Here is a 22,530-nt window from a genome sequence, read left to right as displayed (position 1 = left end):
AGGTATGAAACTTTGTATCAATAGTGAGTACGCACCAGAGTATCTGAAGGAAGCTGCTGAACAGTATGCAGAAGTCTGGCAGATTAATGAAGCAATGTTTGTTCATGGCAGGGGACATCGAAAAACTACACAACAACGTCATTATGAGAAACTCAAAGAGTATGCTGCTAAGTTGGAAGAATACGTGGAAAAAATCAAAATCTGTGGAGAAGATCGCAACAGCTACTCGAAAACAGATCATTCAGCCACTTTTATGCGAATCAAGACAGATTACATGGGAAATGACCAGTTGCTTCCAGCTTATAATGTACAGGTCGGTGTTGCAGATGAATATATTGCGGTTGTTGATGTAAATCAGTTTCGCTCAGATATGGATTGTTTTATTCCATTAATGAACAAGTTTTATACTACATATGGTTTCTATCCGAAGTACCCAGTAGCAAATGCCGGATATGGTTCTTACAATAATTACATCTTCTGTGAGCAACAGGGAATGGAAAAATATATGAAGTTTCCCATGTTCAAGAAAGAGACTACTGACAAGAAGTATCATGAAGATCCATTTCGTGCAGTAAATTTTCCAATCTGGAAAGACGGAATCATGCGTTGCCCAAACGGGAAAAAGTTGCAACTGCCGCATAGGATTTCATAATAGCATTCTTATTGGGTAAGGGGAGTTATACACTTTTTTATAAAATATAACAACTGTTGCATCCAAAAACAAAAGGACGCATGAAAAAACTTTCGTTTCACACGCCCTTTTTGACAAATGAGAGCTTAATTATCCCAGTATAATTTTCGCTTTTTATCATCCAGCCCATCCACAAACCTTCTTTTGAATACAAGGAATTCTTCCAGATCCATCAGAATATGGTACAGCATCGCACGGCTCTCAAATTCCTCTCTGGTCTTTGGAAGTGGATTTTTCCTGATAATCACAAAAAGTTCATGTAGTTCATCCAACTGAGCCGTCGGAACTGTATGTTCCTTCACACATACCAGCATATCAAACACATAACTCGAAATGATCATTGCCTCATCTGGCATATGTCTGATTTTCTTCATCTCATAATGTAAGTTATGGATCACGTTGCACTGCTTCATCCGCATTTCAAAATAATCGATATAGTATCCCGGATGTGACTGAAATGTATTATCCTGATATTCATAGGCATCCTGGATAAAGCCCTGAACCTCTTTTTCCAGCGCACAGATATCATCCCATACATTTCTCTGCATTTCCTTATTCGCCAGATATGCCGAGATCTCTCCAAGTATCATCTGCAGACGTTCTTCTGTATATCGCATATTTTCAACCAACGCCTTGCGCTGACTTCCATAATCATAAAACAAGTTCAGGACCAGTGCCATCGTAATTCCGATCAATACCAGCATAAATTCATTTGCAATGAAATCAAATTCAAAATCTCTGACTTCCAGAAAATGCATTCCGATCAGTGCATTTACGGAAATCGTCGCTCCCCATCCAAGCATCTCTGCGATAATAACCACAAAAAACACATAAATACCATATGCCATCCATTCTGATTCTACTGCTGAGAATATAATAAGTGCCATAAGTGCTGAAATTATAAATGTCACAACCCTCGCTACCGATAATTTGACAGTTTTCCACTTTGTAGTCACCATCGTAAGAAGCGCAACACTTCCTGCCGCCAGTGAATACTTCAGTCCACACAGATTGGCTATGTAAATCGCCATACTGCTTCCTATCGCAATTTTTAGTGCCTGCATCCCGATCTTTTTACTTTTCATTATTCCTCCCGTGATCTCATGCACATATTCCTATGAATTCTGTGCACTTGATTTTATATCCATATTTATGATACCGAGAACAGGATAACTATGTCAAATATTTTTTTACGTAGTGTTCTTCTGAAAATGCAGGCAACAAAAAACAGGCTTTTCCGACAAAAAATCGCTTGCCGGCAGATAAGTTTCTGCCGGCAAGCGATTTTATTTTTTCAATTAAAATCCTGTCAATCTGAAAAACATTAATTCATTTGCTGATCCGTCGTCTCGTTCCTGTGTCAGCATAATTAACAGAGAGCCGTCATCTAAAAGCTGCATATCTTCCAGCCATGGATAACTGACACCAAATATGTCCTTTGTAGAAATTGCACCTACGTGCGTTCCATCTTTTGCCCAAAATTGTATTTCGCGCATATTTCCATCTGCAGCCACAAAACCATTTTCTGTTTCCGCCATGCCCGTAATGGAACCAAGCTTGTCCGGAGAACTGATATCGTCTCCACCTAATTTCAAAAGCTGATTGCCATCATAATCATAGACAACAATTTTTGTGCCTTCTTCTTCCGCAGCCATGGAACCGGCAACCATAATATGACTATTCGTGATCTGTACGTCATCTATCATGGAAAATAGTCCCTTGCGCTCTTCATCTTTATTTAATCCGGTCAGTATCCACGGTTCTGCTGTCAGGTTACCGCCTTGATTCGCAATCTTCTGAGTATCACTGTTCACCCAGAAACTGATTCCCCATTCTCCGGATGGATGCATATTCAGATCTCCGTCTACTGTTGTCTGAAGTGCCTTTTTCCCATCTTTTACGCCAATTACATCTCCAATTCCAGGCGAAAGATATAACATTCCACTGCTGTCCCCAGACAAATATTCAAAATCATCGTCTAATTCCATCGAAGATACGAATTCGAGTCCACTTTCTGAATATTCATAAGTATCCAGTTTGTTCTCCAGCAAATGGAATACCTGATTGCCCTGTTTTACAAACTGATGATCCATAATCTGCATAACGCCCTGTGCTTCTTTAAATGGGATATATTCCGGAACGATTGTATAAGAACCTACCATCTGCTCTGCCAATACAGGTTCAACAGGCTCTCCCTCCCATGGCCATGGTGCGTCTTTATTTCCTTCATCCTCTAATTTCAGCACAATTCCTTCTAACAATTCTTTGTCAGAATCATCTATTTCCTGTCCTCTTACTCTGATATCATAGGATGTGCCAGACTGTTCATAACGATACATATACGTTTTTTCTATGGAATTACTTTCCGGCATTGCTGTATATTCTGCATTTCCTATTGTTACAGTGTCCATTTTCCCTTCAGCATATGCCTCTAAATCCACTCCAAAGGCAATTAAACTCTTTCGATATGTATATGACTCCTCCTTGGTCGCTTCTATAGAAATGACATTCTCGGATCCATCTACTGTATCTCCATCAAAAAATCTAACGTAAGAATATTCTTCATCTTCCCTCATATTCTCTTTATCGTAGTTCCATGCCTTCGGATAATACACTGTAAATAAACTTAATTTAAGACTTTCTCTGTCTTTAAATTCTGTTTCTTCCTGCTCTGCTTTTTCCGATTTTTTATTCTCCGGATTCTTTTTTTGTCCACATGCCGCTATCATCATCATGCATATCATGATACACAGCACACACCACAGTTTCTTTTTCATAGCGTCTTCTCTCCCTTCATGATTTCCACATCCTTTTCAGTTATTCACTGTCGCTTTTTACACAGTGGAATGTATAGTAGTCATCATCATCACTGTAGTCTACTTTCAAAGTACCATCGTCATTTATCATCACTATAAGAGATGGATTTTCTGATTCAATCGAACAATATCCCAGTGCAACTGACCATGGGAAAGTCCCAATCTCCTCCCCTTTATAAATAACTGTTACATTACGGTCACTTTTGAAATCAAGACGCAGTGCATCATTGATGTTGTCTACTCCTTCCATAGAAGTCTGAGGTCCGTCTCCTAAAAGTTCTTCCACGCTTTCAGCGGCCCACTTACCTATGACTGCACTTTCCTCCTCTGTCAGATAGAGCGAAGGATCCATTGCATCTGTTCCATCCTTTGCAAAAATCACCTTTACTCCCATCTCGAGCATATTATCAAAAGAAATAATATCTTTTCCGATGATTCCCACCATCTCTTCTCCTTCGATGCTCAAGATAAACTGATCATCTTCGACAGACCATTTTCCATTCCCGGTAGTGTCTCCAACTGAAAAGGAAACTTTTCCGTTGTTTTTCACTTCAAATTCAAAAGCACCTCCGAAAGTTTCATCTATACTGACGGACATTCCCATCACCTGAGCGGACACCGCTACCCATTTTCCTTCATACGGGTTCTTTTCTCCTGTTTCTCCGGAGCCTCCACAACCAGTCAATGCTATCATACTGATGATAAGCACTATTCCAAATAACAAATTCAACTTTTTTTTCATAATCTTCTCCCTTTTCAATTACTTTTTATCTGCAAAAAATGGAGTCAGCAATTCTGCCACCTTACTGATTGGCATCGTCTGCACGATTACCTTTCCCGGTCCTTTCACAACGGTATTAAAAATACCTTCTCCTCCAATCAGCATATTTTTTACTCCTTTTACGGTTACAACATCCATAGTGCAGGTTTCTTCCATTGCCGCTAAGTACCCCGTACTGATCACTATTTCCTGTCCGGCACTCAAATCATACTCCACTGCATGTCCGTCAATTTCTACAAATGCAGTTCCATTTCCGCTCAATCTCTGCATAACGAAACCTTCTCCGCCAAATAAGCCTTTTCCTAATTTTTTCTGGAAATGCATGGACAGTTCCACTCCTTCTTCTGAAGCAAGGAATGCGCTTTTCTGCACAATCATGGAGTGACCGTTGCTAATCTCCAGTGCTTTGATCGCTCCCGGAAAACTTGATGCAAATGCAATCATTCCGTCTGCACCTTCTGCGGTATATCTGTTTTGAAATGCAGAATCACCAGACATCATTCTGCCGAACATTTTCTTCATTCCGCCACCGGAAACCGTCTCCATTTTCATGTTCGGGCTCATCCAGCTCATACTTCCGCTTTCTGTGATCATAGATTCTCCTGCTGCTAATTCACATACGACAACTGGTAAATTTCCTCCCAAAATCTCATATTTTTTCATAGTAAAGTTCTCCTTTCTTTTTCGTTTTTCATTTTTCTTTTTTCATCCTACAACAGTACCTTTTTCATTAAGTTTTGCGGCACATTGCACACACATATCCAGATCATCACAGATCAAAAAGCAATGGTCACATACAAGGCGCTTACATATCGGACAAATATTAAAGATTTCTTTCGCCTGATTCAATGCTTTTTGAAATGCTAAATTCTTTTCCCGGTCATAAAGCGTATCATAAATAATCTTCCGATTTTCATTTTCCGGTTTTTTCCCCGCTTTGGAAAAACGAATTGGTGTGCTTTTCCATACTGTTTTACATTCCATGCAGCATAGTGAAAAGCAAAACTCATCCGGTGTAGAACAATCTATTAAATCCTTCTTCGTAATATATTCCACATTTTTAACCTCCTTGTTAACCTCCTTGCTCTATCACCATCCCACTCTCAGTTCTCCCTCCTTATCCATTTCCTTTATTTTTTTCTTTTATCGGGCGGCCACCATTTCGTAATAAAAGCGTAGCAGATACGGAAAGCAAATACTATGGTCGCCATTCGTATATTATGCTTATTTTTCAAAATACGAACGATTAGTATACTATATATAGTGTTTTATTCTTATTTCTCCACTATATATGTGCAATATCTTTTTGTGAAAATATAAAAGAGATCTATCGGCAAACAAAAAAAAGAGCCTGTACAGACTCTTTTTCTTTTACTCAGTTCTATTATATGTCAGCTTATCTAACTGATCGCATTTTCGAAACAACTCAATATACAGCATTAATTCCTCTCTGACAGTTATTCCCAGTTTTCGATTCATATTTGTATTATGCTTTCTCGCTGTTCCAATACTGATATAAAGCAATGAAGCAATCTCCTGTATCGTATATCCATCAACATAATACTGAAGAACCATCCTCTCTGACGGAGTCAGAGTTTCCACGCGCAAAGCAAACGCCTTGAGCATTTCTTCTATATTCGGAGGAATGCCGCCATTTTCCAGTTTCTCCGTATTCCTTTTTTTCTGCATAAAATCAACCAGTGCATCCACTTCTGAAATGCCTGATAAGTTTTCGTTCGTGAGCGTATCCTCCTGCAGTGCTTTTAAACTCCGAAGAATCGGCTTCACAAAACGATGGGACATACTGACAGAAACAACCAATAATAAAATCAGGAATAACAACGTACCGATGATCCAGTCCCTTCGATTGTCCGCTGTTAATTTTTCATAATTCGCTTCTGATATCAATGTCAGTACCGCAAGCGGCATCCCATTACAACTCTTCAATTCAAGCAGTTCATGCCTGCCTATATAATTCCCGAAAGCGGTAGAATATGTATTATAATATTTTCCTTTCTTCACTGTCATCGTTCCTGATGGTGAAAGATACGTTTCTTTTGTATCTCCAAACATCGCCTTATCCAAATAGATGTTTCCTTCTTCGTCCATAGGAGCCAGTACTGTCACTATATTCCCACAAGAACCTTCCACCATAGGATAAGACAGCCTGAAATACAGATTACTCATCTCCATACCACACAAACCACGTACTTTTCCGGTACTGTCTAAAACCGGCACATATAAAAGCTGCACATCCTCCCATGTATCACTCAGCTCCAGCCGGTCTGTCCACAGGCAGCTCTCTACCAGCCGGTTTCCATCAAACCGCATAATCTGTTCATACCCCGACAATGCGGACGTATCAAATTCTAAATTCCAACGATTATGGAGCTGTACCTGCTCTGCTCTTGCAATATCAGCATTTCCCCTGAAAAAAACTACGTGCTGTTTGCTTGTATTTACTGCCTTTAAATCAGACAGGCGCAGGTAGATTCCCATGCGTGATGTATCTGCATATTCCGTCTTCGTATTTACCGTTGCATCCAATACAACAAAAACTCCACTGCAATATTTCACATCCAATGCAGATTTTAAGGAGGGATACAGCGCAGCCTCTAAATCCATAATCAACTGAGAATTATCATTCAAATCTGAAAATGTCTTTCCATTGACTGTCAGGCATTGATTCAATTCTTTTGTAATGTCTTCCGATAAAGAAATACTTCTCGCCATCATAATGTCGGTCTGCTCTGTCATAGTTGACAACGTATTTTTCTGCTGGGCAGACAACATTTCCCGTACTTTAAAATCCATTCCCGGAAGGACTCCAATAATACTCAGTAACAGAACTGTCGCTAAAAAAAGTGTTAAAATCACCACGCACCAATAAACAATCAGTCTTTGCTGCATACGGACGCTTTGTCTCTTTATTCCTTTTATAATCTTCCGGAAATTTATTCTCTTTTCTCCCATATGTCAGCCACCTCTTTTTGCCGATCCGGCAGACATTATTGTGTGTATGCTGCTTTGAAATCCTCTAATGTCTCTGAAACAAGTTTATCCATATCTTCCGGATGTTCCTGCCACTCCAATCGCTTTACTGACAAGGTTTGCCTGATAAGTTCTTCAAACTTTGTTTCCAGATCCAGATAGGAATCCAATTTCGGAGCAGTATAAAATGTATAGTTCTCCTGCGTCTTTAAAAAAGCCTGATACAGGGATACATACATCGGATCACTTAACTTCTCGATTGCCTCCGGAAGATAAACATCGAAAGCCTCCTGCTTTACCGGCATATATCCAAGACTGGTCACAAATTCTACATTCTTTTGGGCTTCTGTCAGCCATTTAAGAAACGTAATACAGGCCTTTTCTTTTTCCGGTGTAGATTTCACCGTACAAATGCCGGCACCTCGCTGCATGACCATCGTTTCCCCCCTGGCAAATACGGGACATGGCATGGAAACAATCTCTATTTTTTCCGATGTGTTATCCGCATAAGTAACCTCGTCAGAATAATATAACACACTGGCTGACGAAGCCACCGATACAATCGAATCTCCCGTTCGCAAAGGTTCCGTCGCATAACCGCTGCGAAGCCATACTCCTCCGGACAGTGCCGCTTTTGCATAAGGTTCCCATACTGTTTGAAATTCCGGTCCGAAAGCCAGATTTTCTCCCTTAAAGAAATTTTCACCCAGAGATTCTACACCTACCTGAAAATAGTTAAAATGATAATCATGAACGAAAAAATTCTTTCCATCATCAGGTATGTCCGGCGTCTGGTTATCTGTCCATGCAACATATTGTTCTGCCATTGCGAAGAGTCCTTCCCATGTTTTTAAATCTTCCATCTTCGCTCCTGTTTCTTTCGCGAAACGATCAAATGCTGTTTTATTGATAAACATAACTTCCGTTGATTTTGCCACCGGCAAAATGGAAAGTCTTTCATGAATGACACCTTCTTCCAAAAAGGCCGGAATAAATTCGTTCAGTTCTTCTTCTGTAAAATAATCATAATAATCTACAAGTTCCGTATCATCTGGCATCGCCAGAACTGTTTTCGGATAGGAAACAAACATATCCGGCAGTTTAGAAGCTCCCGGATCTCCAAATGCAGATGCCAGTACATTTTCATGTATCGTATTCGTATTTGTAACACTGCCAACCTGTACCCGGATATTTTCCTCTTTTCCAATCGTTTCATTAAATTCATCAATCAGATCATTTAATGGCGATTCTGTCTGTCCGCCATATACATGCCATAATGTAACGGTTACCGGATCTTCGTTTTTCTTCTGTCCACATCCTGTAAAAACTATGACCGCAATCATTACCGGGAACAGGCAGATTTTTCTCATAATATATCTCATATTATTTTTCTCCCTTCCAGACAGTATCTTAATAAACCATCTGACATCTCAGCAAAAACAAGTTCTTAGGATTAAGACACTTTTACACAGTATATGATAACGGTTTTCAGCGATTTAGACACTCCCCATGTGGGTAGTAAAATACTATTTCTAAAATCCGTTTATAATCAGGTTTTTCTTTGTAACAGCTACCGCCAATTTCGTTTTGGAATCAAAATTCGTTTTCTGCAGCATATTCTTGATATGCCATTTTACAGTCTCCGGTGATATACCCAAACTTTCTGCAATTTTTTTATACGATTCTCCTTCCACCACTAATCGCAGAACTGCTAATTCCCCAGGTGTAAAATCACAGCTTTTCGCTGTTCCGATCATCACAACCGGCGGAGCATCCGGATACACGCTCTCCCCTTTCATCGTGCGATCCATAACCTCCAACAGTTCCTCTTTACCGGCATCTTTATACCAGAAGCTTTCTACTCCCGCTTTGCGCGCCCTGTCAATAAAACTGCACTCTACTAAAGAAGTCACGATAATTATTTTTATCTGAGGCATGGTCCTTTTAATCTTCTCTGCTGCCACAAGACCACTCTCATCATTCTCCGTACAGACATCCATCAAGACAAGTTCACACCTGCTCTGCCTGCATACAGTCTCTGCCATAGCTGCGTTTGTGATAGAAGCCGCCAGACAATATCTCCCACTGGACTGAATATAATTTTCCATATCTTCCCGAGCCATACGTTGATCTTCCACGATTAGTACCCGTATCATCTCCGCACCTCCTTTGGTATCTTAACGGTCATCGAAAATTTTGACTCCGCACAGATTCTCAATGTACCTCCACATTGCTCCACCCTTTTTCGTATACCGGATAATCCTCCTCCTTCTTTGACATTCTTCTCCGTTTTTTGTCCATTATCTGTGATTACCATAATCCACTCTTGTTCCCCACTACTACATTTTACATACAGTTCGCTTGCCCCTGCATGTCGGACACAGTTGGAAAGTGCCTCCAAAAGTATTATATCCATCAGTTCGGAAATATGAGATTCCCAGACTTTTTCTCCTGTATAAATGATTTTCACACCCAAAATCTCCGCTCTTTCCTGCACCTGCCTGTGCAGTTGTTCGCCTTCCACAGACTCGTTATCTTTATTCAGCAAATCCAATGTCTGCTTCCATTGCGAAAGGAAAACATCCCGGTCTGCTTCCGATTCGCGCAACAACATCCGCTGTGCCGCCAGGACGCTATATCCCAGATTATCATGCACTCTCATTTTCATAGATAACATTTCTTCTTCTCTGGTCAGAGTTATTACATTTTTAGAAAGTTCTTTCATAGCCACAGACATTTCCTGAAGTTTCTGATTTTCCTCCTTCAACAACACTTTGTTCCGATATAATTCCGACACTTCAGAAGCAAGAAATTGAAAAAATCGATCTCCGGCTGTCGTAGCAATCTCTTTCTCTGAAAATTTCCACACGCTTCCATCCGCAAAGCAGTATACTTTCAGATCAACATCATAAAATACATTCTCTTTCAGAGGATGTTCCAGTGCTTCCTTCAGTTCTGTAATATTCTGTATATCTCTTCCTGCCAGATCCTGACAGATTTGATACATTTTCCGATTCATCAGTTTAGGCATTCCGTTCCCATCAAAAAAAACAATTCCGCTCGGCAAATTGTCCAGACTTTCCTGAACTGCATTTTCCCTCAGGCAGCTCTTGCGGTACTTATAAATTCCAAAGATCTTCATTCCTACATATAAAAAACCACAAATTCCTATAACAATTAAAATCAAATATGGTATTTTAAATAATATCATGGAATCCTCTTCTCCATAAAACATCCGTTGCCGCGCACACAAGCCGGATGTTATAAGGAAGATAACTATAAGCAATGCCCTGTCCTGCAGTAACATCTTTCTTTGTCTTTTTCCTGTTCCTTCATAAATAACCAGAATCATATACAGCAAAGTTAAAAAAATAAAAAAGCAAACAAGCGTAATCTGATACTCCTTCGAACAGTTTTCAAATGTTTTTAGCATTTGCCGCTACCTCCTCCCAGAATCAGAGAAAGCAGCCATGCTCCGTCAAAATCCTGCTCCGCATAAGCTCCATATCGTCCGGCAATTTCCCGCAGATCTGTTTTACATTCCACACTCATAGACATGACGATCCGCTCCCCTCTGCGTTTCAGATTTACAGTAAATGCCGACAGATCTTCCAGAGATTCTTCAATGACCGCTTCAAAAAATCATAAATCTGCATAGCATCTTCACTTCGTATTTCATCTAAAGCGCTGGAAAAGCCTGCCTCAACATGGTTCCATTCCAGATTCTTTATCGTTTCCCTGAAACATAACTCCAACTCTCTTATCGGAAATTTTACTGTCTGCTCCGCAATAAAAATAAGATTACTACGCCTTTTTATATAGGCTCCGATCACAACTATCTTCCCTAATATTTTTTTCCTTTCGTTCTCATCTTCTTCCATAGAATATGCTTCAATGAATTCCGTCAAAAGTGCACTCTGCCTTGCCGTCTGTTTCTGTATTTTGTCATAAAGCTGGTTCTTCACAGAAAGTTTTTCTACTTCTCTTTTTGTTTTCAGATTTTCTTCTTCAATCAGATTCGCATCTTTTAATTCTTCCTTACGATCTTCAAGCTCTCTTACGATTTCCTGTAATTCTGACAGGTTTTCCTTCCACAACACATAGCCTCCCAAAATTGGTTTTCCCGACAGCCTGATCCCATTTTCTAACATGATCGGACTTTGAACTACCTTTCTTACGATTTCCGGCGTAATACATTCCGAATCCTGAGATTGATAAATGCATTTTCCATTCTGATCTGTAATCTGTGCTGAAATTGTAGATGCTGCAAATAACTGTGCGTATCCTGTATTGGAAGGGATCAATCCGCACTGGATGCAGCTTTCAATGATCAAAGCAAACAAAAGGCATAATGCAGCTGTCATATCGCTTGAAAATATTTTCCAGAAAGGCAGATTCAGATAATAGGCAATGCCATAGACAACCGACAGACCATACGCACCAAAAGGCATCCAAAACATTTTCTTGTTTTTAATTTTTCTGCACCTTAACAGAATAATCAAGAGAGCCACCAGCAGACAACCTAGATCCCAGGCGACTATAGCGTAATACATCGCTCCATATCCATAGACTCCTACTTTATAGGAAGCTGCTTCCCCCAGTCTCCCCTCCGGGAAAGTAAAAACTAACTGGTGCAGATCATTCGTTAATACAGTGCCTATCAGAAACAATGCCGGGGAAAACAGCAGACACCGTCTTGCCGGTAATTTATAATTCTCCGGCTGCCGTATATAAAATGCCAGATAAAGACTGACCGTAGGGAGTAACAGCATAGGAATATAATAAAGATACCAGGCGTAGCGCAGTGCTGTCGGCATCTCATATGGTATTTCAAATTTACACATACGAACGAGCATCCAAAAAACCATCATCGCTGCAATCATTATTAAACAACGACGGGGTTCCTTTTGGATAATTCTCTTTTGAAAAGAAACCGCCCATACCAGATAAAGTCCTATATAAATAAAAGGCCTTAAAAGGTGACAAACAGATTGCAGATAAGGATTGGTGAAGGACACATAATGCAGCAGAACGGCCACACCTACGCATAGTGCCACACTTCCGATGTATACTGTAAACTTCTTTTTCTCTGACACGGTGCGTACTCCTTCCTGTTATATTTTGCACTATATCTTTTTTTACAGTATATCACATTCTCCATTCCGAATTATATCTTTTATTTCTCTGGTGTATGTACAAAACTCGACTTTGCCATTGCAACTATATCTCCAACTACATTTTTTAATGCAATGCTTTGGTTGGACAGACCTTTGTGCATTCGTAACAGAGTATACACTCCGTTCCTCTCTTTCGCTTGCGGGATTCCTTATTAACCTCCACATTCATTGGGCAGACACGCAGACATTTCCCACAATGAACACATTTGCTTTCATCGCAGTGAACACGCAGGATTGAAAAATAGCTCATTGGCTTGAGAAATACCGTAACCGGACACAGATACTTGCAGAATGCACGATTATCTTTGAATATAAAAGCCAACACAATGCCCACAATGTAGTAAAGTGCGTTTCCTACAAGGAACATCCAAAACATGATTTCCTCCAGATTTGCGACATTCATCAAAAACAGTCCGGAAACCAACGTCAGGGATAATGCAAACATCACATATCGCAGAACGCCCAGCTTTTCCTTTCGCGGTTTTTCCGGCTGTTTGTAAGGCAGAAAATCCAGCACCATAGCTGTCCAACAGGCATAGCCGCACCAGCCGCGCCCGAAAAACAGTGGACCGAATATCTTCGCGACTGCGTAGTGGATTGTTGCCGCCTCAAAAACGCCAAGAAACAGATAGTACCAGAAACCTTCGATCTGCATATTTTCGCAGGAGATCACACCTAAATACAACAGCATATAACTTCCGACTGCCAGCTGCACGAAATGTCTGGCATAGCGTTTTCCTGCAGTAAAAAGTGCTGTTCCCAACGCAAGGCATCCTCCAATGTAGCTGAAATTCAACAGATAAAACAAGTTTCCTTTAGCCTTCCACAACGTGATCGCCACTGTCTCAAATAACAAAAATAATAGAAGTGACGCTATATATTTGCGAAACACATTATTCTTTCTCATCATTATCCTCTTGCTCCTCTGATTTCTTATTTTTTCTCAGCACATCAATTGCAGGACCGACGCTAACACCCATCATAACCCCCAGACACATTCCAAGACCAATATCATCTATTAGAAGCCCAATAACTATACCTAAGCTTAGTCCGATAGCAATCCAGTAAAATATCATGTTCTTTTGCAGTAAGAGGTAAAATCTTATCTTCCCATATATCCTGTGTATTAGCTAAATCAATAATCCTGTACTCATTGATTTCATACTGTCCTGGTAATGGAATATACTCTTCTATAAATGAATCTTCTATTTCTTCAATAAGTTCTGAATTATCTTCGCCATCATCTTCTAATTTAACCTTCATTTTCTATCATCCCGCTAATTTTCTATAATCTCCCAGTAGCCGCTCTTAGGCGATCCATGTCTTATAAGTATGGATGATGTTTCGTTTTCCTTCTGTCATTTGTATACGATGTACAGGTTTCTTTTGTCTTGCCATAATAAAAGGCCCTCCTAATGATATTTATTGTATCATAGAAGAACCTTATAAACATTATTTTACAGAAAAAGTTTCATACTCTCATGGTTGTCAAAAAAGACACTGACCGCCTTACTGTAAAAATTTTTCCAAATTAGTGAAACCTCTTGAATTATTAGACATAAGATGATAATATCTAATTAAACAGAAAGCACCCACTCCAAAGGTGGATGCTCCGAGTTTAGGTTAATGAATGTCCTTAAGGACACCGCCTATCCTGTGGATCAGACAGGATAGGCATTTTTATTTTCGCTTGTTTCTCTTATCGAGAAAGGCAAGCAACGCTACAATCAAGCTACCAAAGGACATCAACAATGCTAATATCCCAATGAAAATCGAAATGATCTCATAAGCTGTCATCGGCGCCACCTCCCTTCCTATGTATTCCGGTTGCCCGGTATCATAAAACTCGGGAGGCTACCTCTACGCTCCGCTCCGGTCGGCGCTAAACAAGCGTTCCCCGGACGCTTAACGCCCTGTCATGGGTACTTTCCTTAGATAGTATCCTAACATAAGAACTAATGCCTCTGCAAGGGAAAAAATTATTGGTTATCAAGAATAAGGTCTATCATATCTTGCTTTCCATTAGTGTATGCTACTCTATCATCTGCATACTTACTTTCCAGTTCTTCCTTTACCTTCTGATACTGCAAAGCCATATTCTCATTATCATTTAGATAATCTCTGAAATGAATATAATTTTTCCACTCAGTTCCGTTCCATTTCACAATATGAATATGGTGCATTCTTGTATCATTTTCCATATCGCCCATTACATAAAGAAGCTGACGTTCCACATCTGAACCACGATAAAATATTCCCACTTGTCGTAATTGCTCATTATGTAACATTACTTTATCAAAATCAGTTACCCCAACGACAATATCAATAATCGGTTTTGCTTTAATTGCCAGTATTGCTGTACTTCCAATATGCTGTATATCAATAGCATCATCTCCTAATATAGATTTAAGTATTTTGATTGTTTGAATGGCAGCCTCATCCCACTGTTTATCATGTGGTTCAAGCTGCACTATTCCTCTTTTTAATCCTAATGACATAGCAATCTCCTTAATATTACATCACAATTTCACTGTCGAAATATTGTTCCTGAAAATGAATCTGTCTCCTGATTTCTTCCTTTGAAAAAGTTACTCCGTCTGGTACAACTACCCACTTTTCTTCTATATCGTCTTTTCTCCGAACAATGGCAATAATTTTACCTGTAAACTTCTTTACTGGTTCATTTACACCTAATATATAAGCGTCCTGCTCTTCTCCATCTGGTGCCATAACTCCTTCAATGTAACCATAATTTATTGGATAATACATATCCTTATATTCAGGATGATAACTTCCTAATGGTCTATCGACTGTGACAGTTACTGTTGCTCCAATTATAGAATTATTTTTACCTGTAAATACTTCTCTATCAATTTCGGCTGTATCAACGGATATGTCCAGTTCTCAGGCAACTCATCCATAAGCACAACTTTCTCCATTTCGCTATGTAATTCTTTCGCAAACTCTGTTATCTCCGCAAAGCAAAGCAGTCCAAATGTTTCTTCACCAGTATCATTTACTCTAGTCTTACCTATCACCGAATATATGCATATTGGTTTTATCTCAAATTTGATAGCTCCAGTCTCTTCCTGCAGCTCCCTTTTAGCTGTTTCTAAAATATCCTCTCCAGCTTCTCTATGTCCTCCCGGCACTTCGTATGTATCTCTTTCTTTATGCTTGCAAAATACCCACTTGCCGTTACTCTGTGAGATAATCACTGCAAATTTCAATAGTTCATCATTAACTGTATCATAAAATTTTACTTCCATCACTTTTCCCCTTCCCATTCCAGCATTAACTCATTCAGAAATTCCTGCATTACAGCCTGTCTGTGTTTTGCCAGTTTCCTTCCCTTATGCAAACCTTTATCATTGGCATTAGAGATATTGTAAATTCATATGGTGCAACACATCTTAACATGCCATTTTTTACACTATATATAGCCTTTAAGCTATCACACTTTATTGAAATATCCATGTTGCCTCCTAACTGCAATGTAATACCTTTCACCCCTCAGTTTTTTGTACTTACATATCTATCCACTGTATAAACGCTGTTTTATCCGTACTATTGTAACCAGCATTTCTATAGAAATTCAATGTACTCTCTTCCTTTGAACCAGTAAGTAACATCATTTTATAGCAATTATTTTCCTTGGCAATATGTTTTGCATAATTTAAGCAATCCGTAGCATATCCCTTCTTTCGGTAATCTACGTGTGTTACTACATTCTCCACAAAAGCATATGGACGAACATTTCTTGTAAGATTCGGAATAACCACACATACACATGATGCAACTATCTTTCCATCTACCTCACAAACAATCAAATGATGATTGTTGTCATTCATTATATTTTCCCACGTACTCCTTAACTGCTCAGATTCTTCTGGTACGCTCTTTTCATGCAAATATAGATATAAATACAGTATTTCAGTCAAATCTTCTTCTTTTGATTCTCTTACCACCACAATTGGCACATTGTTAGCACCAATATTGGCATGTAGCACAAATCTTTGATTAGGATACCCAAATTCTTCAATCAACTCATCCTCTTCAAAGCCAAATTTCTTATATAAATTTCTAGGTGCAATTCCCTTAACATCGTTCTCTCTAAATGTGGACACAGTTATATCTTTATCTCGGTCAAGTTTATCAAGTGCCTCACTCAAAAGCATCGAAGCAATTCCCTTTTTTCGATAAGCCGGATCAACAGCCAGACAACATATCATATTATGCTTTCTTGAATACAAAAGCACGCCAACAATATCTTCTTCATTCTTCACGCACAAAGCACGCTTGTCATTCATAAATTTCAAAACAATTATTTTGTGTTCTTCTATACTCTGCTCCGTCTCTAATCCCGGAAAATTCCAACCTACTTTTCTAACTAATCGCATCCATGAATTAATATCTGATGGTCTGCCCAATTCTACCTTTATATGTTCTATCATCGAATTTCTCCTCATATCTGTTTTGAAACAAAATGTACAATTTCTTTCCCCGGCTCAAGAATATATGGTATCAACTCCAAAGGATATACCTTAGTACCTTTCTTTAAATCCTCTAGCGGAACCCAGCAGAAATCCAAATCAATTCTCTCATTATTCAGCTCATCATATCCATGAAACACTCCATCTAATGGTATATTATCATCAACCAGATGCACATTATAATATAAGCATATCTGATGACACGGTCTCTTACCCCATGGAAAATATATTTCTCCAATAGCCAGTAAATTATCTACCTCAATCTTAGCATGAATCTCTTCTTCAAATTCTCTTTTTAGCGTTTCCATACTTGTCTCCATAGCCGCAACATGTCCACCAATAATGGCATAATCATCATTCTTCGGACGCTGTAACAAGATTTTACCATTATGTTTCAATATACCGCCAACTCTGTATGAAAATACAAAATGATCATTCTTAAATAAAATATCCACTTAACCACCTACCAATCATTACCTTGAAATACATATCATATTTATACATTGCTCCTCACACAAATAGAGCCAAACTAGAGCCATTTGAGAAAACAAATGCCGGAAGCCCGCATAAATACAGGCTTTCGGCATTTCTGTCCGTTATTCAAACTCCTTTGCGGACTGCGTTTCATGACACGCAAAGGCTGTTATTAGAGGTTTATATTTCGAACGTGCGTTCTGTTTTTGTGTTTTTCGCACCGCTTATGAAGAAATAAACTCCAAAATAACTCCATTTTACTCTTTATTATTTTGTTGTTCTTCTCTTGCGTAAAGAATGTCCAACGCCTGGAATATTACATTACTCATAGTCTGATAATGTCTCTCTGCATAAGATACTAGCTTTTCTTTTTGCTCTGGTGACATCCTAATTCTCAGACTAGAATCTTTGCCGTCTAATGATGGTTTTCTAGGCATCTTTCTCTCCTCCTTACATTTCATAGTTTAACACGAATTGATACAAGTGTCAATCTCGTTTTGTTAATATCACCCATTTCCCTTTTTGGCTACTTCCCTGCCTCTTCAGATAATTCTTTTCCTTCAATTTGGTTATATAATACTTCACACTAGCAAGATTCCAATCTAACGCATTAGCCATTTCTTTCTGCGTGATTGAAGGTTGCATACGTACAAGATTCAGAATTTCTATTTCTTTCTCACTCAGTACATTTTCATCTTCCACTTGGTCTAATCTCTCTAAATCTTGGTTAGCTTGGTTAGTAGCTTGGTTAGCTTGGTCAGTTATTGGATTGACTCGGAACAACTCTACCCGAAACATATTATCAAATTCCTGAAATCTCGGCTTTGGAAGTCCATACTCTTCTGCAGCATTAAGGATTCTTTTTATTCCGCTTCCCCATGCCTCTACAAGTCCCATCTGACTGAATATATTGGCAATGCCTTTATTCCTGATCTTCGAATGACCATTCATGACTTCCTCATAAGTTAATCCGTTATATAATCCACCCGGAGATGTCACCTCCAATCTGTCATCATAAACTGCGACCTGAATACAGGATTCATCTAATAGGTTACGGTGACAATGGGCATTAATAATCATTTCCCTGATTGCTTCCGGTGGTAACTCATATTTCTCTTTTCGCACCAATCCGTCAATTGTTGCTCCAAGCCGAATATTTCTCAATACAAAATCTACTGCTTCTTCGATTTGTGTATAGATTGGTCCTGTAAATTCTCTCTTATCCAGAAACATTGCACGATCTGTTCCCTTGAATACCGCACATTGTGTTTTGGAGAATGAAAAATAATCTGATGTCAGCAACGCATAGGCATTCGTTGCCAGAAGCTGTCCCTCGCTCTGCTTCAAAATTTTCCAGTTTATCAGCTGCTCTTTCTTTACAGAATGTTCTGACATTCCTGCTTTCTTCCGGAACTTTTCAATATCCTGACAAAGTTTCTCTGTTGCTTCCTCTGAAACAGGATAACCCACACAAGTAAGCTCATCCCATGAGATTCTGGCCCCTTCCATTTCCAGTTCTTTTATCTTCTCCGGAAATGCCTGTCTTGATGTACCTGCTACACGGATATAAGTGCCATTATCTTTTCCCTTTGATTTTAGATAATACGGTCTGTTCTTTCCAGCTTCTACTGATACAACAATGACCGTTTTCCCGTCTACTGTCTGTGGCTCAATATCAGGAATGATCTGTGGCACACAGGAATCAGAAACTGCATTGGCAATTCCATCCATCAGCTGAAACAACACATCATTTTCCACACCAACAATCTGGTGTGTTTTATCATCTACTCCAACAATCAGCTTGCCACCTTGTGTATTGGCAAAAGCTACGATTGTCTTCATGTACTTTTCACTTTTATCAGGTAAGGATACCTTGTACTCAATATTTTTCGATTCCCCGGAAAACATAGTATCTTCTACCATTCTTTCACTCCTACTCTATACTCGCACCACTGGTACGAATAATTCTATTTCCAGAGCAATCTTCTCTGGATCATTAACACTATTATACGTTCTATTCTTCTTTTCTATCAAGCAAGAAAACAAAACAGTTCATTTCTTCTTACCATTTTCTTCTGTTCTTTTTTGATGCCAGATAAAGTCTCGTCATCTCATCTATGAAAATAGTTTTGTCCTCATTGGTCATAGTTCCACTGGCAAATAAAGCAGCTACCTGTTCAAGAATCTGCCTTGCCTGTTTAGCACCAGCATATTCACTTGGCTCATCATTACCCAAGCACACGGTTTCATTATCATTCATAAGATAAGAAACCTGACACTGAAATGCATCTGCCAGTTTTTGATATAAACTACTCTGCTTCGGATATCGTCCTTCAACTTCCCAAGATCGAATTGTTCTATGAGAAACGCCCACCATATCACCCAGCTTTTGTTGAGTCATTTTTTTCTCTTTTCGCAACTTCCTAATTTTATCACCAAATGTTGTCATAAGTATACATCTTTCTCCTATGAGTTTTGTACATGCTTTATTTTTCTAACCACAATAAAAGTATATCATTATGCAAATAAAAAGAGAACCCGACATCACAAGCAAATTTGATGATGCGGGTTCCCTTCCCTCTTTATAGATCAATACCTTTTATTTTTTCATCTTATGATCCGATGGCAATCTCACTTCTTAATGACAACTGTGGCTTCCACATCCATGCTCGCCACATGTATGTCCTTCCCCGTGGTTGTGCTCGTGATGAGAACATTTCACATCCGGATTATACTCAAGTGTTTCATTGATAAAAGCTTCTACTGCTTCATCCGCATCTCCGGAAACTCCTCCGAAAAGCTTGATGCCTGCTGCCGCTAACGCTGTCTGTGCGCCGCCTCCAATTCCGCCACAAATCAAAACGTCTGCATTCAATGCATTAAGAACTCCTGCCAATGCGCCATGTCCACTTCCATTCGTATCTACTACTTCTGAATGTACTACTTTTCCTTCCTCTACATCGTAAATCTTAAATGTCTCTGTGTGTCCAAAGTGCTGGAAAATCTGTCCATTTTCATATGTTACTGCTATTCTCATGATACCTTCTCCTTTTTCTGCTGCATATTTTTTGTAAATTTCCTGTTTGTAACATCCTCCAAAGCTGCAGTTGCCGCTCTGACCGTCACAGATTCTGAAATCTCCGCCCTCAATTTTGAGTGGATGCCCGTCGATAAGTGCATCTGCGATCTTTTTCCTGGCGATCTCGTAAATTCGCTGGACCGTTGTTCTTGCGACTTGCATAGATGCTGCACACTGCTCCTGACTGTAACCTTTCTTGTCCAAAAGACGGATTGTCTCGTACTCATCTACCGTTAGAACAATGGGTGTTTTTTTCTCAGTATCATCTGCCGGAAGAAATTCTAAAACATTGGGGAAATGACAGACTTTTCTGCATTTTACTGGTCTCGGCATAAACTGCTCCTTTCTCGCTTTTCTTATATAATAGCCCTATAAAAGGCATATGTCAATAATGTTTTTGACATATGCCTTTTATGAATCACCTTATAGTATTACTTCTTTTCATTATTTTTTAATTTACAGATACCCTGCGTCATTGTTCCCATTGGACAAAATGTACACCAGGTTCGTGGCTTATATAACACCATTACGATCAACCCTAACAACAAAGATGTAAGCATCAAACTATAAAATCCAAAACTAAACTGTGCCACCCAATCAGCTACTGTTCCGGCAGTGTATGTCCATCCCCACGGAACACGGAAGGTCCAGAATAATTTGATGGCTTCACGCAAGGATGATGATCCGGCACCAACTAAATATGTCTGAAATACCATATTCCCAAACATTGTAAGGAAAAATATCAAAAAGCCGTATCGGAACCATTTTGAACTCATCCATCGCGGGGTTGGTTTATTTCTTGAGCATTTTAAATCCCCACCGAGCTTACTAAAAAGCTGGCCACGTCCACACAAATGATTACAGAAAAATTTATTTTCACCGAATATCGCTATTCCTAACGGCAACAGGAAATCAATCATCCCAAACCAAGCAAACAAAATATTAAAAAAACCGAGAGCAAAATAAAGGATCGCCCATATCCATAAATAATCATACCAATGTTTCTTTTTCTTCACATCGCTGTCCTCTCTTTCATTTCAATACAACCTGCCGGACAGGACTTTGCACATTTTCCACATCCTACACACACTGTTTCTTCTACCACAGCATAACATCCATGGTAAACTTTGACAGCTGCCAGCGGACAAGTATTTTCACATACTCCGCAGGCAACACATCTTTTTTTATCGACACTTGCCATTCTTTTTGCCAATGCTTTGTTCCCCTTTCAAATTTTGTATCTCTATTGTACCTGAAAAAGGTAAATCCTTCTGTGATATTATTACATAAGAATTTACCTTGAACGCTAATCATTACAATGACATATTTTTATTATACATTACCTTTATATTTATATATGATGTTTAGAATTTCCTCAGTTGTTCGAATAATTTCTTTTTGTTTTTCTTTCATTGTTATAGATTTGCTTTCTTCTTCAGCTAACGAAGAGTAAAGGTGAATGGTATTAGCATGATTCCATATCTCATCGTAAATTTTCTCGATTTCATCAGCACTCCGAAATGCCTGGTCTGTTTGCATTTGCAAGTGTTCTCGTTGCTCTTCCAGATGATTCATCCGTTCTTGTAACTGATCCCTTTCTTTCTGCAATCGATCATGTTGTGCTTGCAGTTGATCTATTTGTATTTTAATTTCGCTCATCTTTTCTTTCTGTCTCCGCATAAGCATCATCAAATATACAACTACAACTACAAATACAAATAATAGTATTATGTACAGCATAAACTTCTCCTCACGACACATATATTTCGACGGTTTTCCGCAAATCAACTATTGATAATGGCATAGAAAGAACAGTTAGTTTTCCTGAATTCTTTTTAATTTCAACAGCATCAGGATTGCCTGTGATTAAAATTACAGGTGTTGTCCTGTCCGCACGCCATGGCTGATTCGGTTGGCTCGTCATATCTTCGGTAACAATCCAAAGATCCGGCTTATGTCTGCCTAATCTTGTTTTAGCACTTTCCGGTGTGTAAAACAGCATGATCTGATCTGAAATAAATTGCAATG

29 protein-coding genes are annotated in these 22,530 nt (G+C 39.1%); 1 reads left to right on the top strand and 28 read right to left on the bottom strand.

Going from position 1 to position 22,530, the window contains the following annotated elements; all coding sequences use genetic code 11:
* Positions 1 to 4: 4 nt before the first annotated feature.
* Positions 5 to 652, top strand: coding sequence for a hypothetical protein (locus ACYQ5K_RS07715; protein ID WP_459777476.1), 648 nt, complete (start codon positions 5 to 7; stop codon positions 650 to 652).
* A 125-nt stretch (positions 653 to 777) separates the two neighbouring features.
* Here ACYQ5K_RS07715 and ACYQ5K_RS07710 read toward each other — a convergent pair whose 3' ends face one another.
* The 28 genes from ACYQ5K_RS07710 to ACYQ5K_RS07575 form a co-directional block, all read right to left on the bottom strand.
* Positions 778 to 1,776, bottom strand: a complete 999-nt coding sequence (locus ACYQ5K_RS07710; RefSeq protein WP_173687980.1) for an aromatic acid exporter family protein — start codon at positions 1,774 to 1,776, stop codon at positions 778 to 780.
* A 213-nt stretch (positions 1,777 to 1,989) separates the two neighbouring features.
* A complete protein-coding gene (locus tag ACYQ5K_RS07705; protein WP_173686010.1) occupies positions 1,990 to 3,468 on the bottom strand; it encodes an NHL repeat-containing protein in 1,479 nt (492 codons plus the stop codon).
* 40 nt (positions 3,469 to 3,508) lie between these two features.
* Positions 3,509 to 4,249, bottom strand: a complete 741-nt coding sequence (locus ACYQ5K_RS07700) for a hypothetical protein (protein WP_173686009.1) — start codon at positions 4,247 to 4,249, stop codon at positions 3,509 to 3,511.
* A gap of 18 nt (positions 4,250 to 4,267) precedes the next feature.
* A complete protein-coding gene (locus tag ACYQ5K_RS07695) occupies positions 4,268 to 4,951 on the bottom strand; it encodes a TIGR00266 family protein (RefSeq protein ID WP_173686008.1) in 684 nt (227 codons plus the stop codon).
* Between the two features lie 42 nt (positions 4,952 to 4,993).
* Positions 4,994 to 5,344, bottom strand: coding sequence for a hypothetical protein (locus tag ACYQ5K_RS07690; RefSeq protein WP_055283089.1), 351 nt, complete (start codon positions 5,342 to 5,344; stop codon positions 4,994 to 4,996).
* Positions 5,345 to 5,659: 315 nt separating this feature from the next.
* On the bottom strand, positions 5,660 to 7,261 hold the full coding sequence (locus ACYQ5K_RS07685) for a helix-turn-helix transcriptional regulator (protein WP_459777434.1): 1,602 nt from the start codon (positions 7,259 to 7,261) through the stop codon (positions 5,660 to 5,662).
* A 35-nt stretch (positions 7,262 to 7,296) separates the two neighbouring features.
* Entirely contained in the window at positions 7,297 to 8,661 is a 1,365-nt protein-coding gene (locus tag ACYQ5K_RS07680) for an extracellular solute-binding protein (protein WP_243259051.1), read from the bottom strand.
* Positions 8,662 to 8,811: 150 nt separating this feature from the next.
* Positions 8,812 to 9,435, bottom strand: coding sequence for a response regulator transcription factor (locus tag ACYQ5K_RS07675; RefSeq protein ID WP_459777433.1), 624 nt, complete (start codon positions 9,433 to 9,435; stop codon positions 8,812 to 8,814).
* A complete protein-coding gene (locus ACYQ5K_RS07670) occupies positions 9,432 to 10,490 on the bottom strand; it encodes a sensor histidine kinase (protein WP_459777432.1) in 1,059 nt (352 codons plus the stop codon). Before ACYQ5K_RS07670 ends, ACYQ5K_RS07675 begins: the two co-directional genes overlap by 4 nt.
* Before the next feature lie 215 nt (positions 10,491 to 10,705).
* A complete protein-coding gene (locus tag ACYQ5K_RS07665; RefSeq protein WP_459777431.1) occupies positions 10,706 to 10,837 on the bottom strand; it encodes a hypothetical protein in 132 nt (43 codons plus the stop codon).
* A gap of 29 nt (positions 10,838 to 10,866) precedes the next feature.
* Positions 10,867 to 12,297, bottom strand: coding sequence for a histidine kinase N-terminal 7TM domain-containing protein (locus ACYQ5K_RS07660; protein WP_459777473.1), 1,431 nt, complete (start codon positions 12,295 to 12,297; stop codon positions 10,867 to 10,869).
* Between the two features lie 223 nt (positions 12,298 to 12,520).
* Positions 12,521 to 13,366, bottom strand: coding sequence for a 4Fe-4S binding protein (locus tag ACYQ5K_RS07655; RefSeq protein WP_459777430.1), 846 nt, complete (start codon positions 13,364 to 13,366; stop codon positions 12,521 to 12,523).
* 101 nt (positions 13,367 to 13,467) lie between these two features.
* Positions 13,468 to 13,719 (bottom strand): hypothetical protein, encoded by a 252-nt coding sequence (locus ACYQ5K_RS07650; RefSeq protein ID WP_459777429.1) that lies wholly within the window; start codon positions 13,717 to 13,719, stop codon positions 13,468 to 13,470.
* Positions 13,720 to 14,136: 417 nt separating this feature from the next.
* Positions 14,137 to 14,253, bottom strand: coding sequence for a putative holin-like toxin (locus ACYQ5K_RS07645; RefSeq protein WP_022085598.1), 117 nt, complete (start codon positions 14,251 to 14,253; stop codon positions 14,137 to 14,139).
* A gap of 182 nt (positions 14,254 to 14,435) precedes the next feature.
* Positions 14,436 to 14,954, bottom strand: coding sequence for a GrpB family protein (locus ACYQ5K_RS07640; RefSeq protein ID WP_459777428.1), 519 nt, complete (start codon positions 14,952 to 14,954; stop codon positions 14,436 to 14,438).
* Positions 14,955 to 14,970: 16 nt separating this feature from the next.
* On the bottom strand, positions 14,971 to 15,225 hold the full coding sequence (locus tag ACYQ5K_RS07635) for an inorganic diphosphatase (RefSeq protein WP_201856662.1): 255 nt from the start codon (positions 15,223 to 15,225) through the stop codon (positions 14,971 to 14,973).
* 65 nt (positions 15,226 to 15,290) lie between these two features.
* Positions 15,291 to 15,725 carry an NUDIX hydrolase gene (locus ACYQ5K_RS07630; RefSeq protein ID WP_459777427.1) on the bottom strand — a complete coding sequence of 145 codons (435 nt, stop codon included), beginning with the start codon at positions 15,723 to 15,725 and terminating at the stop codon, positions 15,291 to 15,293.
* Between the two features lie 49 nt (positions 15,726 to 15,774).
* Positions 15,775 to 15,933: a hypothetical protein gene (locus ACYQ5K_RS07625; protein WP_173687990.1), complete on the bottom strand. Its 159-nt coding sequence runs from the start codon at positions 15,931 to 15,933 to the stop codon at positions 15,775 to 15,777.
* A 50-nt stretch (positions 15,934 to 15,983) separates the two neighbouring features.
* Complete coding sequence (locus ACYQ5K_RS07620; protein ID WP_179963102.1) at positions 15,984 to 16,910, bottom strand: GNAT family N-acetyltransferase; 927 nt, start codon at positions 16,908 to 16,910, stop codon at positions 15,984 to 15,986.
* A gap of 11 nt (positions 16,911 to 16,921) precedes the next feature.
* Positions 16,922 to 17,404: an NUDIX hydrolase gene (locus ACYQ5K_RS07615; RefSeq protein ID WP_173687991.1), complete on the bottom strand. Its 483-nt coding sequence runs from the start codon at positions 17,402 to 17,404 to the stop codon at positions 16,922 to 16,924.
* Between the two features lie 276 nt (positions 17,405 to 17,680).
* On the bottom strand, positions 17,681 to 17,860 hold the full coding sequence (locus ACYQ5K_RS07610; RefSeq protein ID WP_008705291.1) for a hypothetical protein: 180 nt from the start codon (positions 17,858 to 17,860) through the stop codon (positions 17,681 to 17,683).
* Between the two features lie 49 nt (positions 17,861 to 17,909).
* The gene (locus ACYQ5K_RS07605) at positions 17,910 to 19,346 is read right to left on the bottom strand and encodes an AlbA family DNA-binding domain-containing protein (protein WP_073106959.1); all 1,437 of its coding nucleotides are present in this window, start codon (positions 19,344 to 19,346) and stop codon (positions 17,910 to 17,912) included.
* Positions 19,347 to 19,485: 139 nt separating this feature from the next.
* The gene (locus ACYQ5K_RS07600; protein ID WP_216422952.1) at positions 19,486 to 19,872 is read right to left on the bottom strand and encodes a helix-turn-helix domain-containing protein; all 387 of its coding nucleotides are present in this window, start codon (positions 19,870 to 19,872) and stop codon (positions 19,486 to 19,488) included.
* Positions 19,873 to 20,061: 189 nt separating this feature from the next.
* A complete protein-coding gene (locus ACYQ5K_RS07595; RefSeq protein ID WP_073106964.1) occupies positions 20,062 to 20,835 on the bottom strand; it encodes a NifB/NifX family molybdenum-iron cluster-binding protein in 774 nt (257 codons plus the stop codon).
* 98 nt (positions 20,836 to 20,933) lie between these two features.
* Positions 20,934 to 21,518, bottom strand: a complete 585-nt coding sequence (locus ACYQ5K_RS07590) for a 4Fe-4S binding protein (protein WP_055195153.1) — start codon at positions 21,516 to 21,518, stop codon at positions 20,934 to 20,936.
* The gene (locus ACYQ5K_RS07585) at positions 21,515 to 21,715 is read right to left on the bottom strand and encodes a 4Fe-4S binding protein (RefSeq protein ID WP_222891075.1); all 201 of its coding nucleotides are present in this window, start codon (positions 21,713 to 21,715) and stop codon (positions 21,515 to 21,517) included. Before ACYQ5K_RS07585 ends, ACYQ5K_RS07590 begins: the two co-directional genes overlap by 4 nt.
* 119 nt (positions 21,716 to 21,834) lie before the next feature.
* Positions 21,835 to 22,161 carry a hypothetical protein gene (locus ACYQ5K_RS07580; RefSeq protein WP_222891074.1) on the bottom strand — a complete coding sequence of 109 codons (327 nt, stop codon included), beginning with the start codon at positions 22,159 to 22,161 and terminating at the stop codon, positions 21,835 to 21,837.
* Positions 22,162 to 22,252: 91 nt separating this feature from the next.
* On the bottom strand, positions 22,253 to 22,530 hold a 278-nt coding region (locus tag ACYQ5K_RS07575; RefSeq protein ID WP_459777426.1), incomplete at its 5' end, for a hypothetical protein.

The sequence above is a fragment of the Allocoprococcus similis genome (genome assembly GCF_054660775.1).
The sequence above is the reverse complement of the archived record's forward strand: the minus strand, read 5'-3'. Positions and strand labels throughout refer to the sequence as shown.